The sequence below is a fragment of the Candidatus Pelagibacter sp. uisw_138 genome (genome assembly GCF_059512485.2).
This window is the reverse complement of the sequence record NZ_CM183453.2, coordinates 959,083-971,692: the sequence shown is the minus strand read 5'-3', so window position 1 is coordinate 971,692 and position 12,610 is coordinate 959,083. Positions and strand designations below refer to the sequence as shown.

14 protein-coding genes are annotated in these 12,610 nt (G+C 30.2%); 11 read left to right on the top strand and 3 right to left on the bottom strand.

Translation table 11 applies throughout. The features are described from left to right. Positions 1–61: 61 nt before the first annotated feature. Together AC5YGC_RS05255 and AC5YGC_RS05250 are read right to left on the bottom strand one after the other, a co-directional pair. Complete coding sequence (locus AC5YGC_RS05255; protein WP_496139193.1) at positions 62–292, bottom strand: hypothetical protein; 231 nt, start codon at positions 290–292, stop codon at positions 62–64. 10 nt (positions 293–302) lie between these two features. After that, positions 303–857 (bottom strand): NifU N-terminal domain-containing protein, encoded by a 555-nt coding sequence (locus AC5YGC_RS05250; RefSeq protein ID WP_496139192.1) that lies wholly within the window; start codon positions 855–857, stop codon positions 303–305. A gap of 522 nt (positions 858–1,379) precedes the next feature. Here AC5YGC_RS05250 and AC5YGC_RS05245 point away from each other — a divergent pair. The 3 genes from AC5YGC_RS05245 (at position 1,380) to AC5YGC_RS05235 (ending at position 2,365) form a co-directional block, all read left to right on the top strand. Further along, positions 1,380–1,595: a hypothetical protein gene (locus tag AC5YGC_RS05245; RefSeq protein ID WP_496139191.1), complete on the top strand. Its 216-nt coding sequence runs from the start codon at positions 1,380–1,382 to the stop codon at positions 1,593–1,595. 48 nt (positions 1,596–1,643) lie between these two features. Further along, positions 1,644–1,796 (top strand): hypothetical protein, encoded by a 153-nt coding sequence (locus tag AC5YGC_RS05240; RefSeq protein ID WP_496139190.1) that lies wholly within the window; start codon positions 1,644–1,646, stop codon positions 1,794–1,796. A 140-nt stretch (positions 1,797–1,936) separates the two neighbouring features. Then, on the top strand, positions 1,937–2,365 hold the full coding sequence (locus AC5YGC_RS05235) for a CBS domain-containing protein (protein WP_496139189.1): 429 nt from the start codon (positions 1,937–1,939) through the stop codon (positions 2,363–2,365). A gap of 208 nt (positions 2,366–2,573) precedes the next feature. On the opposite strand, the gene AC5YGC_RS05230 is transcribed toward AC5YGC_RS05235, so the two are convergent. Then, the gene (locus tag AC5YGC_RS05230) at positions 2,574–3,053 is read right to left on the bottom strand and encodes a hypothetical protein (protein WP_502314001.1); all 480 of its coding nucleotides are present in this window, start codon (positions 3,051–3,053) and stop codon (positions 2,574–2,576) included. 696 nt (positions 3,054–3,749) lie between these two features. On the opposite strand from AC5YGC_RS05230, the gene AC5YGC_RS05225 reads away from it, so the two are divergent. The 8 genes from AC5YGC_RS05225 to AC5YGC_RS05190 all read left to right on the top strand — a co-directional run bounded on the left by AC5YGC_RS05225 (position 3,750) and on the right by AC5YGC_RS05190 (position 12,594). Continuing rightward, complete coding sequence (locus AC5YGC_RS05225) at positions 3,750–4,412, top strand: redoxin domain-containing protein (RefSeq protein ID WP_496140313.1); 663 nt, start codon at positions 3,750–3,752, stop codon at positions 4,410–4,412. 545 nt (positions 4,413–4,957) lie between these two features. Beyond that, on the top strand, positions 4,958–5,776 hold the full coding sequence (locus tag AC5YGC_RS05220; RefSeq protein ID WP_496139187.1) for an alpha/beta fold hydrolase: 819 nt from the start codon (positions 4,958–4,960) through the stop codon (positions 5,774–5,776). A gap of 308 nt (positions 5,777–6,084) precedes the next feature. Continuing rightward, complete coding sequence (locus AC5YGC_RS05215) at positions 6,085–6,828, top strand: aspartate racemase/maleate isomerase family protein (RefSeq protein ID WP_496139186.1); 744 nt, start codon at positions 6,085–6,087, stop codon at positions 6,826–6,828. 5 nt (positions 6,829–6,833) lie between these two features. Next, positions 6,834–8,000, top strand: a complete 1,167-nt coding sequence (locus AC5YGC_RS05210) for a M24 family metallopeptidase (RefSeq protein ID WP_496139185.1) — start codon at positions 6,834–6,836, stop codon at positions 7,998–8,000. A 59-nt stretch (positions 8,001–8,059) separates the two neighbouring features. Then, a complete protein-coding gene (locus AC5YGC_RS05205; RefSeq protein ID WP_415313020.1) occupies positions 8,060–9,148 on the top strand; it encodes an ABC transporter ATP-binding protein in 1,089 nt (362 codons plus the stop codon). A 134-nt stretch (positions 9,149–9,282) separates the two neighbouring features. Then, complete coding sequence (locus AC5YGC_RS05200; protein ID WP_496139184.1) at positions 9,283–10,404, top strand: extracellular solute-binding protein; 1,122 nt, start codon at positions 9,283–9,285, stop codon at positions 10,402–10,404. A gap of 84 nt (positions 10,405–10,488) precedes the next feature. After that, entirely contained in the window at positions 10,489–11,736 is a 1,248-nt protein-coding gene (locus AC5YGC_RS05195) for an ABC transporter permease subunit (RefSeq protein WP_496139183.1), read from the top strand. A gap of 3 nt (positions 11,737–11,739) precedes the next feature. Continuing rightward, positions 11,740–12,594, top strand: coding sequence for an ABC transporter permease subunit (locus AC5YGC_RS05190; protein ID WP_496139182.1), 855 nt, complete (start codon positions 11,740–11,742; stop codon positions 12,592–12,594). Positions 12,595–12,610: the final 16 nt, after the last annotated feature.

Here is a 12,610-nt window from a genome sequence, read left to right as displayed (position 1 = left end):
TTATATCTACTCTTATATAGTCTGTTCCATAGAGCTAGACAGGTCATTTTTCATTTTAAGATTATTTTCTTTTAGATTTTTTAAAAAATAATACCGAAACATCTCCGCTGACTTGTCTAATAAAAACTGCCATCACAATCCAAATTAAAAAATATTCTCCGTGAGTTATGGCATAAGTTTGGCTTGCAAAATAACTAGCAATAAAAATTAAGCAGTAAATTGCTATAAGCGATAAGATTAAATAAACAAAGAAATTAATTACTGATGGAATTATACATTTTAATAGTTTCATAATTTTTATTTTAGGTTACTTGTTGGACCTCGAGCACTTCGGGAATATAATGTTTAAGTGTTTTTTCAATACCCGCTTTTAAAGTTAGGGCTGAACTTGGACAACCTGAACAAGCACCCTTCATCTGAAGATAGACAATACCGTTATCAAAACTTTGAAAAGTAATATCTCCACCGTCTCTTGCAACAGCTGGTCTTACTTGAGTATCTATTATTTTTTTTATTTTAATTACCGCTTCCGTATCTTCGGTAGTACTTGTATCACCTGCATTATCTTGACCAGCAAGTATGAAAGCAGTCTCTGATTTATAACTCTCTCTAATAGTTTCAATAATTGAAGATTCGAGGTATTGCCAATCATGATTGTCAGCTTTTGTTATTGAAATAAAATCTGAACCAAAAAAAACTCCCTCAACACCATCAATTTTAAATAAATTTAAGGCGAATGGAGAGAATTTTGCTTCTTCCACATTACGAAAATCAGCCGTTTCCTTTTCCATTACGGTTTTACCTGGCAAAAATTTCAGGCTGGAAGGATTTGGAGTGGCTTCTGTTTGTATATTCATTAGATCGATATTTTTAATTAATTACTTATAAAAATTCTATATTCTTTATAAAATTACTTCAATAAAATTGAGACGGTTTAAAGTATTTTTTATACGGGAAAAAGCATGGGAAGAAGGTTTGTTTAAATTTTCGAAATTATATTATTCTGCTAAACCATATTCAATAAATATATTTAACATAAAAGAAAATAAATGTTTTGAATAGGGTATTTGGAGAGGGTATGATTTAGACAATCAATAAAGGAGGTCGATTATGAGCCTATCACCACCTGAAATTTAGCTGGTTGTGACTAAATAATAAAAGACTAACTAAGATCAAGAAAACATAAATCCATTATTATGGATTTTGGCGTAGACCGCCACTTATAGGGGAACTCTTTTGGAGTTTACCGAAAGGGTGACCCCCTTAAAATTAGAAAATATAATTTTAAAATAATTATGTCTACTATGATTTTAAAAAGTCTTAACATTAATTTGCATTATAAATTTAGTAAAATTACACAATACGTAGAGATTGTTTAATTGGAGTATCCAAAAGTTAAGCAAGATAATAAATTTATGGAGATTGTTCGAGGAATAAGATTTAAAAAATACTTAGAAGAAGAAGCTGAAAAAAAAAGAAATCAATTAGCAGAAAGTTCTGAGAAATCTAAAAGAAATAAAAAAGAACGAACTACATCAGAAAAACTCCAAGAGAAATTAGAACCATTATCACCTTGTCCAATGTCAGATGAATAAAAATTAATATGATAAATTGTTTTGTTCAGAGTGATTATGATCAAATAAATGAAAATAAAAGAACAACACAAAGATCTTAAAAAAAAAGTAACTGTTGCTGAACAACAAAGAAGCTCAAAAAGAGGAACTAAAAGTTGGTACGATTTAAGAACCTTAAAGAAGCTTAAATTGGTTATGAAAGATAAGCTGTCAAAAAAATAAGTGGGGTTATTCTATAATTCTTAGTTAGCAACAAGTTGATAGAGCAAAAATTAGAAGTTTGAACGAAATTAAAACCTATCTACGAGTAACATTTTTGTGCTAGGATCTTGATGGCAATAAAATAAACATATAAAATAAAAATGACGAGAAAACTAGTTACAAAACTTTCTAATAGAGAATGTTTTACATTAACTGAAAAAGATACATTAAAGACAGCAAGCAACAAACTTCAAACACATAACGTTGGTGTTATGCCAGTATTAAGTGAACACGATAAAAGTGTAATTGGAATTATTTCTGAGCGAGATCTTGCTCGATATATTTATAAAGATGAATTCAGCAGTAAATTATTGGTTACTAAAATAATGACTACAAATATAATATCTTGTAATCTAAATACTTCCGTCACAGAATTAATGGAAATAATTTCTAATCATAAAATTAGACATATACCTATAATAGAAGAAAAAAAACTATTAGGCATTGTGTCAATTGGAGATGTGGTAAATCATATTATTGAACAGTATAAAGATGAAAATCAACATTTAACAGATTTTATAAATAAATAATAAAATTTTAATAATAAAAAATATACTTCTTAGGCTATTTCAAAAACATATTATCAATTATAGTTTTAAGGCTGTTATGGTTTAATATTGTATTGTTTATAACTCTAACTGTAACAATTGAAAATTGATAAAACATTCAACCTTATTTGCTTATTCTGATCGCAGTTATTCTAAATTTATTTTGAAATTCTTAATGGTAGATCTAATGTTACATCAAATCTTTTTTTTTTGTTACATCCTCGACTTGTTTAGATTTTTTTTCTAAACACCAGCTTTCATATATTTTACAATAATTCAATACAGCATTATATCTATTTATAAACTTAACTGTGTTTAATTCATCTTTTATCAAAAACTTGATATCGTATAATTCTTTAATATTAATTTTACTTAATATTTCTCTTGAGTCTGAGTCATAATAACCAGAACCATCGTCGCATGGTGTTTCCAAAATCTCATCTATATATTTTTGAAAAATTATTCCTTTTATGAAATTTTCTTCATAAGTATCAGAATTAATAATTTCATATATTAATCTATGCAAAGGTGGCTTATTCATTTCAAGCCACTTAAAAAGTAATTCAAAGTAAATTAATTCATATAACCTTATATGGATTGGTTTATCCCTAACTATTTTTGACCAATCGATATATCTTCTTATCGTTATATCATTTCTAATATTTTTCATTTTACAAAATTTTAATCTCCAGCTTTAACTTTACTGTGGCCACATATTTTGCATTGAAGGGTAGTCACTCTATCTGTTGGACCAAAACCAAACTCTATATTTACCACTTTGTATCTATGAATACACAAATAACAGAGTATATGCGCCAATTTCAAAATCATAATTTAGACACTTTAAATTGTTAAATTTATTTTTTGATGATCGGCTTATAGCTGAAATAGATGCGGAGATTTTAAAAATAATTATACCGTAGAATTATATAAAGATCTAGAAGTACTCAGCTATTTTTTAACTTATTGATTTAAGTAGTCGTTTTTTTTATTCTTTTTTTAACTTCATTCATATTTAAACTATTAAAGACAATTCAATTAAACACACGATGTAGAATGATATTTAATATTTAGTGGAAATATAATTATTTAAATAGATTTTAATATTAATTTTTGGTTAAATAATCATATGGCTATGAAAATAAAGATGGCTGACAAAAGAAAAAAAACAGTCAAAAAGTTAAAACCTAAAGTTAAGAAAAGATCTAAAAATATAAAAAAGATTAAAATAAATAAAGTCGAAGCACAAAGACAAGATGCGGAAATACAAGAAATACAAAAAGAACAAAGACTAGAAGTACAAATACAAGAAATACTAAAAGAACAAAGACTAGAAGAAGATGAAAAAATAAAAAAAAAGGAAAAAATGACATTAAAAATAAATAGCTTAGCGCCAGACTTTATGGCTGAAACCTCTGAAGGAAAATTATCATTACATGCGTGGTTAGGGGATAGTTGGGGAATTTTATTTTCACATCCAAAAGATTTTACACCAGTTTGCACCACAGAATTAGGTGCACTAGCTAAAATGAAACCAGAATTTGAAAAAAGAAATGTTAAAGTAATGGGCTTAAGTGTTGATCCGGTATCAGACCATGTTAAATGGCTAGAAGATATTAATGATGTTTGTGGTTTAAAACCTAATTATCCAATTATTGCAGATGAAAAATTAGAAATTGCAAAACTTTATAATATGCTTGAAGGAGATGCGGGAGCCACATCTATGGGGCGTACAGCTGTAGACAATCAAACAGTTAGAACGGTTTATGTTATTAGACCCGATAAAAGAATTGGTCTTTTCTTAACTTACCCAATGACAACAGGGCGTAACTTTCACGAAATTTTGAGAGCTATTGATTCTATGCAACTAACAGCAAAACATAAAGTTGCAACACCTGCGAATTGGAAAAAAGGTGAAGATGTAATTATTGTCCCTAGCGTTACAAATGAAGAGGCAAAAAAAATATATCCTAACGGATGGAAAACGGTAAAACCTTATCTGCGTAAAGTTCCTGATCCAAGTAAATAAATTTGAACTAAGAATCAGGTAAAAACAAAACCTTTATCTTTTATGGTACTTTTGTTTATAGAATAAATATCATTTTTTGGATTATCAAATAAGTAGCTATGTCTCCTCAGCCCGGCGCCATGAACTACGCTACCCCCACAAGCAACAGGCAACAGGCAATGGGAATTAAAGACAATCAACCTTCTTTCCATCTCCTAGACACCTGATTTGGAATTTGTTAGTCTTAAATTATGTCTGGACTTGAAATACTATTAGTCATTGAACTTGCTTATTTAGCTTAAACAATACTTATAGATTAATGATCAAATATATTCTGCCAGCTATAATTGTTCTCTTTATTGTGGTATTCTGGGAAAAAATTACTGAAATAGTATTCAAAAAATTTAATATTAGGCTGAATTATATTATTGTGAGTGCTGTGTTAATAACTATCGCTATAATAATTTTATTAATCAATTATGGATAAATTTAATTAATGAAAAAGTTTTTGGGGATCATAGTTCTGGGTTTGTTGTTAGTTTCTTGTTCTAAAAACAAAGAAGAAGATGAAAAAAAATTTTAAAGATTATTTGTTGAAAATAATTTTAATTATACCAATAGTTTACTTTTCTTTACTTTTTATTATATTTATATTTCAACGAAATTTATTATACGAGCCAAAAGAAAATAATTACTTTGGCGATGAATTGAAAGTTAAAATAGAAAAAGTAAAAATTATGACAAGTGATAATTTTGAATTACTTGGATGGTTTCACGAAAAAGATCTTAGCAACTTTAAAACTATAATTTTCTTTCATGGTAATGCAGGAACATTAGAAAATAGAATACATAAAATTAATCATTTTAAAGACATGAATATAAATTTTTTAATTATTTCTTGGAGAGGATTTAGTGGAAACTTAGGCAAACCATCAGAAAAAGGTTTATATGAAGATGGTGAGAGTGCAATTAATTGGTTAAAAGAAAAAGGACTTAAAGATAATGACATTATCCTGTACGGTGAGTCTTTAGGTACTGGGATTGCAACTCATGTTGCCCAAAACCATAAATTTGCAGGCGTTATACTGGAATCCCCATTTACATCTATGGTTGATGCAGCAAAAAATGTGTATCCATATTTTCCAATTAGATTTTTACTTAAAGATAAATACGAAAGTGATAAAAAAATTAAAAATCTTAAGTCTCCAATTTTAATTATGCATGGAGAAGCAGATAAAATTGTGCCATTTTGGATGGGTAAAAAAATGTATAAATTAGCTAATGAACCAAAATATTTTTATTTTACTGAAAAAGATAATCATATGATGGAATACAACGAAAAGATGATAGTGGTTTTGAAGGAATATTTAGACAGATTAGATTAAATAAAAAAAACTTATAGAAATTATCGTTTGGGGATTATTATGACTCAGATTTTTGATCTGTTTTTTGCTATGTTGTTTCATCAATAGTCCTTAATTTTTAGAGCATTTGTTTGATGAATAGGAAAATTAGATAGGAATAAGTAGTGTAAAGGTAGGTTTTACAATTTAAAGCCGACTGATCTCACTTTCTTATTCTTTAGTACCGTTTAAACCTTAAGCAACGACGAGTTATTTACACTTTTACCAAACTCTATTTTAACTAGACTCCTTATTTAATATATATTTAATTAAAATATTACAGGTAATTTATGAAATTAAACAAAGTTGAGCCAAAATACATTTCAAAATCCAATCCAAGAATTGGTCTTATAACGTTAGGTAGCGATTTTAGAATTGAAAAGGATTTTAATAATGTGATCTATGGAAGAGACATTGATCTCTATGTAAATAGAATTCATTGCTACAATCCATTAACCAATGAAACGTTGGCTAAAATGTCAGATGACATTACCGATGTTACAAAAGATATTTTGCCAGATCAAAAAATAGATTGTGTAGCGTATGGTTGCACGTCTGGAACAGTTGCAGCTGGGTATGATGTGATAAAAGAAAAAGTAAATTTAGCTAAACCAGAAGCAAAGGTAACAACGCCAATAACTGCAGCTATTAAAGCATTAAATAAATTAGGCATTAATAAGATATCTATTTTTACACCTTATACAAAAACAATAAATGATTCTGTAGTTAATTACTTTGAAAAAGAAAACATTAGTATTAGTTCTTTAACTTATTTTGATATTGATTCTGATTTAGATATTGGAAAAGTTGATGAGGATCATTTATTTGAAGTCTTGTCAAAAATAGATCTTGTAGATAGTGAGGCGTTATTTGTTTCGTGTACGGCCTTACCAGTATTATCTATAATTGATAAGTTAGAAAAAAAACTAAATAAAATTGTTCTATCAAGCAATCAATCTTTAATCTGGGATTCTCTTAATGTAATTAATTATAAAGAAAAGATTGAAGGTTTTGGAAAATTATTTAATAGTTAAGCTATATGAATTTTAGTAAAGAAGAATACAAAGCAAGATTAAAAAAAGTTCAAAGCTCAATGCAAGAAAAAGGCATAGAACTATTAATCTCTAGCGATACAGCAAATATGAACTATTTAACTGGTTATGATGCCTGGTCATTTTATTATGCTCAAGCTGTAATTGTTCATGTGAATGCTGATGAGCCATTATGCTGGGTTAGAAAGCAAGACTCAGGTGGAGCTTATATAAAAACTTATTTAAAAAATGAAAATATTTTAGTTTATGACGAAAAATACATTCATACATGGCCAGTTCATCCTTACGATAATTTAGTAGAAATTATAAAAGAAAGAAAGTGGGATAAACTTACAATAGGTTTAGAAATGGATAGTCATTATTTTACAGCTTATTGTTATGAAAAAATGAAACAAGGGCTACCAAATGTTAAGTTAAAAGATTCTGAAAGATTGGTTAATTGGGTTCGTGTTGTTAAATCTAATGCAGAGATAGAACTTATGAAATCTGCAGCAATAATTTCTCAAAAAGGAATGCAAACAGCAATTGATGTAATAAATCCTGGTGTCAGGCAGTGCGATGCTGTAGGTGAAATTCAAAGAGCATTGTTTTATGGAACCCCAGAATTTGGAGGTGAGTATTCAAGTATTGCAACACTACTTCCAACAGGAAAAGGTACTTCAGCATCACATTTAACAGCAACTCAAGATAAGTTTGTCGAAGGTGAGGCTACAATTATTGAACTTTCAGGGGTATATCAAAGGTACCATTGTCCAATAGCTAGAACAGTTTTACTTGGAAAACCTGATCAAATGAAAATTGATACTATGAATAAAACAAATGAGGCACTTCAATCTGGAATAGATGCTGCAAAACCTGGACAAACAGCAGATGATGTTGCGCAAGCTTTTTGGAAAATTCTAGATAAATATGGAATAGAAAAAACCTCTAGAACTGGTTATTCAATAGGAATTGGCTATCCACCTGATTGGGGAGAGCATACTCTTAATATATCTAAAGGCGATATGACTATCCTAGAACCAAATGTTACTTTTCATATGATTGCTGTAATGCAATTTGGAGGGTGGGGCGTTGAAGCATCAGAGGCAATACGAATAACTGACAAAGGGTGTGAGTTATTTTGTAACTTTTCAAAAGATCTTCACATTAAGTAGTTGAAATAAAAAAACTTGATAAATAAGCTAACAAATGTTTTAAATCCTTTGGAAAAAATATGGCAAAAAATAAAGAATTTGTAAAATTTGATAATGTAGACAAAAGCTACGACGGTAAAATATTAGTCGTTAAAGGATTGAATCTAGACATTGAAGAGGGTGAGTTTGTAACTATGTTGGGACCCTCAGGTTCTGGTAAAACAACTTGTTTAATGATGCTTGCTGGTTTTGAAACTCCAACTCATGGAGAAATTTATTTAGATGGTAAGGTGATTTCAAACATTCCACCTCACAAAAGAGGAATAGGAATGGTATTCCAAAATTATGCTTTATTTCCACATATGACAGTTTATGAAAATTTAGCTTTTCCATTAAGAGTGAGAAAAATTCCAAAAGACGAAGCAGATAAAAAAATTGATAAGGCCTTATCAATGGTTTCACTACACGGTTTTGAAGCAAGAATGCCGATGCAATTATCTGGTGGACAACAACAACGTGTTGCTGTTGCAAGATCATTAGTTTTTGACCCACAAGTAGTACTTATGGATGAGCCACTTGGTGCATTAGATAAAAATCTAAGAGAGAGTATGCAGTATGAAATTAAACATATTCATGAAAGCATAGGTGTAACAGTTGTTTATGTAACACACGATCAAACTGAAGCGTTAACAATGTCAAACCGTATTGCAGTTTTTAATGATGGTAAAGTTCAACAGTTATCAAGCCCAGATGAATTATATGAGAAACCAGTTAATTCTTTTGTTGCTGAATTTATTGGAGAGAATAATAAATTTTTAGGTCAAGTTGCAGATATTTCAGGTGACAAATGTAAAGTAAAATTAGAAGATGGTACTGAAATTTTAGCAAATCCAGTTGCTGTAAAAGCAAAAGGAGATAAAACTAAAGTTTCATTAAGACCTGAAAGAGCAATTATAGATCCTACAGATAAAATGGATAATAATCATAAAGGTAAAATTGAAGAAATAATTTATCATGGTGATCACACAAGACTTAGAGTTGATTTACTTGGAAATAAAGATTTTATTCTTAAAGTACCAAATAGTACTGCAAGACTAGACCTTAAAAAAGGTAATGTACTTAATATAGGCTGGAACAGTGTTGACTGTAGAGCTTTAGACCCAAAATAAGATTTAAAAATTTCCTAAATAAAGCTAAATAAATAAAGGCAAATTAGACATAATTGGCTGTTGACTAAACGTACCTATATTGTTTTACTTTCACTTTATAAAATAACAAACGTTAACGTTAAATAGGAGAGAAAATGAAAAAACTAAGTAAATTATTACTTGCTCTATCTTTTGTACTTTCTATCACAACTTCGGCATTTGCAGTTACTGTAGTGTCTTGGGGTGGTGCTTACACTGAAAGTCAAAAATTAGGGTACGGTGATCCTACGGCTGCTAAATTAGGTATAGCTGTAAACTGGGTAGATTACACAGGTGGATTATCAGAGATTAAAGCTCAAAAAGAAGCTGGAAAAATCACTTGGGACATCATTGATGTATACGCAAAAGATACTATCATTGGTTGTGACGAAGGAATTTTTGTTGAATTCGATTTCGATAAAGACTTCGCACCTGCTCCAGATGGAACTCCTGCAAGTGAAGATTACTTCACTAGTATGCCTTCTAAATGTGCAGTTGGAAACATCTTGTACTCTTGGAACTATGCTTATAATGATGCAACAATTGGTGACAAAAAACCTACTACATTAAAAGACTTTTTTAACACTAAAAAGTTTCCTGGTAAAAGATCAATTTACAAAGGTGCAATGTCTAACTTAGAAATTGCTATCACTGCAGACGGTGTAAACCCTGGTAAAGGTTCTGACTTAACTTACAGAAAACTTGAAGCTGAAGGTGGAGTTGACAGAGCAATGAAAATGATCACAGATCTTTGTAACGATCCTAATGGTGGATGTGTGTTCTGGAGTGCTGGAGCTCAACCGCCTGAATTACTTGCTAATGGTGAAGTAGTAATGGCAACTGGTTGGAATGGTAGATTCTTTAATGCGCAAATGGAAGGAACTCCTCTTGTACAAGTATGGGATGGACAAATCCTTGACTATGAATACTTTGCAATGGTTAAAGGTGGACCTAACGATGCTAACGGTGAAGCTATGAAAGTACTTAGAGAAATGACAAGTACCGAAGGTTTAGCTGGAAGTGCTAAGTATATTGCTTACGCTCCTTGGAGAAAATCTTCAATTGCTATTATAGATGCTGGAGAGCCATGGTATAAAGATGGTAAAACAAGCATGGTACAACACATGCCTACAGCACCTGTTAACACTAAAAAATATATCCTAATGAATCCTGATTTCTGGGCAGATAACCAAGATGAAATCAACGAGAAATGGGAAGCAATGAAAGCTGGACTATAATTTAGTATTATAGATTAAGTTTTTATTATAAAATATTAGGGCGGTTACATAATAACCGCCCTTTTTTTTTAAGAATTTTAAAATATGAGTTCAGAACAAATATTATCATCAGATGGACTACCTCTAGAAGTAAGTTTAAGGAAAGCTGAGCGAAAAAATAAGTTAAAAGCACTATTTCTTGTAGGGCCATTATTTCTGTTTCTTTTAATTACATATGTTTTTCCAATAGGTGACATGTTATTTAGAAGTGTTGACGATCGAATGATCACTAAAATGCTACCAAATACCTTTACAGCGATTGAAAAATGGGATGGTAAAGATTTACCTGATGAACCAGTATATGCAGCACTTTATGAAGATTTAGCATATTTAAAAAAGACAAAAACTTATGGTAAGATTATAGCAAGACTGAATTATGAAAAAGGTGGATTTAGTAGCTTAATTAAAAAAACAGTTAGAAAACTTGGAAAATTTGAAGAAGGTAATTATAAAGAGCAATTTATAAGTGTTCACAAGAGATGGGGCCAACCTGAATATTTGATTGCTTTAAAGAATGCTGCACCAAATTGGACTTATGCTAAATATCTAAAAGGTGTGGATCTAAAGTTTAATCAAGATGGAAAAATAATTCAACAAGATGAAGATAGAAGAATTCATAAGATACTATGGTTAAGAACTCTCAAAGTTGCTTTTTGGGTAACTATATTTTGTTTTATACTTGCTTATCCAATTTCATACTTATTAGCTACATTACCTATGAAATATAGTAATTTACTGATGATATGCGTACTTCTTCCATTCTGGACATCACTATTAGTTAGAACCTCAAGTTGGATGGTTTTGCTTCAGCAGCAAGGCCCAATTAATGATTTAATTGTATTTCTTGGACTTGCAGCAAACGATAATAGGCCTGAGTTAATGTATAATGTAATTGGAACTTTTGTTGCAATGACTCAAATTTTATTACCTTTTATGGTTTTACCGCTTTACAGTGTTATGAAAACAATATCTCCAAGCTTAATGAGAGCTGGAAAATCTTTAGGTGGAACACCATTTGTAGCATTTAGAAAAATTTACTTTCCATTAACAGTTCCTGGAATTGGTGCTGGATCCTTGTTAGTTTTTATTTTAGCAATAGGTTATTATATAACTCCTGCATTAGTTGGAGGAGCAAGTGGATCTTTAATTAGTAATACGATCGCTTATCACATGAAAAGTTCTTTAGATTGGTCATTTGCAGCTGCATTAGGCACAATGCTGTTGGTTGGTGTCTTAACTATTTACTGGATTTATAATAAATTAGTAGGAATAGATAATATTAAACTAGGATAAATTATGTCATTACCAACTTATACAGCATGGAATTATAGAATTTGGCACTACACATATTTAACTGTTTGTGGATTAGTATTTTTCTTTTTAATTGCACCATTGTTTATAATCTTACCACTTTCATTTAATGCCGAGCAATACATTCACTTTTCAGCAAAAATGTTAGCACTTGATCCAGATGGTTTTTCTTTAAGATGGTATGAGGACATGATTTATGGAACTAAAAATCCATGGGGACTTGCTGCAAAAAATAGTATTATTATTGCTTTCTTTGCAACAATTGGCTCAACAATTCTTGGAACGGTTGCAGCATTAGGTCTAAGTAGTAGACATATGCCATATAAAGCAGCATTCATGGCTTTATTGATATCACCAATGATTGTTCCTTTAATTATCTCAGGAACAGCAATATTTTTCTTCATGGCAAAAGTAGGTTTAGCTGCAACACATACAGGAATAATTTTAGCACACATTATTTTAGGAACACCATTTGTAGTTATTACAGTAACAGCAACATTAACAGGTTTTGATCATAGTGTTACAAGAGCTGCTGCAAGTTTGGGAAGTAATCCAGTAAATACTTTTATGAAAATAACATTACCATTAATTTTACCAGGTGTTATTTCTGGTGCACTATTTGCATTTGTAACTTCATTTGATGAAGTCGTAGTTGTATTATTCTTAGCAGGACTAGAAAACACTACTATTCCAATTCAAATGTGGGTTGGTTTAAGGGAGCAGTTAAGTCCAACAATAATGGCTGTGGCAACTTGTTTGATTATAATGTCTACATTAATTCTAGTTAGTGCAGAACTTTTAAGAAGAAGGTCTGAAAGACTAAGAGGAATTAACAGGTAATTTATTTACTAAGTTC

What these genes read in the sequence shown, in the direction of transcription:
- AC5YGC_RS05250 (WP_496139192.1), bottom strand. Translation starts at nt 857, where the DNA reads ATGAATATACAAACAGAAGCCACTCCAAATCCTTCCAGCCTGAAATTT.
- AC5YGC_RS05240 (WP_496139190.1), top strand. Translation starts at nt 1,644, where the DNA reads ATGAAAATAAAAGAACAACACAAAGATCTTAAAAAAAAAGTAACTGTT.
- AC5YGC_RS05255 (WP_496139193.1), bottom strand. Translation starts at nt 292, where the DNA reads ATGAAACTATTAAAATGTATAATTCCATCAGTAATTAATTTCTTTGTT.
- AC5YGC_RS05190 (WP_496139182.1), top strand. Translation starts at nt 11,740, where the DNA reads ATGTCATTACCAACTTATACAGCATGGAATTATAGAATTTGGCACTAC.
- AC5YGC_RS05230 (WP_502314001.1), bottom strand. Translation starts at nt 3,053, where the DNA reads ATGAAAAATATTAGAAATGATATAACGATAAGAAGATATATCGATTGG.
- AC5YGC_RS05235 (WP_496139189.1), top strand. Translation starts at nt 1,937, where the DNA reads ATGACGAGAAAACTAGTTACAAAACTTTCTAATAGAGAATGTTTTACA.
- AC5YGC_RS05205 (WP_415313020.1), top strand. Translation starts at nt 8,060, where the DNA reads ATGGCAAAAAATAAAGAATTTGTAAAATTTGATAATGTAGACAAAAGC.
- AC5YGC_RS05215 (WP_496139186.1), top strand. Translation starts at nt 6,085, where the DNA reads ATGAAATTAAACAAAGTTGAGCCAAAATACATTTCAAAATCCAATCCA.
- AC5YGC_RS05210 (WP_496139185.1), top strand. Translation starts at nt 6,834, where the DNA reads ATGAATTTTAGTAAAGAAGAATACAAAGCAAGATTAAAAAAAGTTCAA.
- AC5YGC_RS05220 (WP_496139187.1), top strand. Translation starts at nt 4,958, where the DNA reads ATGAAAAAAAATTTTAAAGATTATTTGTTGAAAATAATTTTAATTATA.
- AC5YGC_RS05195 (WP_496139183.1), top strand. Translation starts at nt 10,489, where the DNA reads ATGAGTTCAGAACAAATATTATCATCAGATGGACTACCTCTAGAAGTA.
- AC5YGC_RS05225 (WP_496140313.1), top strand. Translation starts at nt 3,750, where the DNA reads ATGACATTAAAAATAAATAGCTTAGCGCCAGACTTTATGGCTGAAACC.
- AC5YGC_RS05200 (WP_496139184.1), top strand. Translation starts at nt 9,283, where the DNA reads ATGAAAAAACTAAGTAAATTATTACTTGCTCTATCTTTTGTACTTTCT.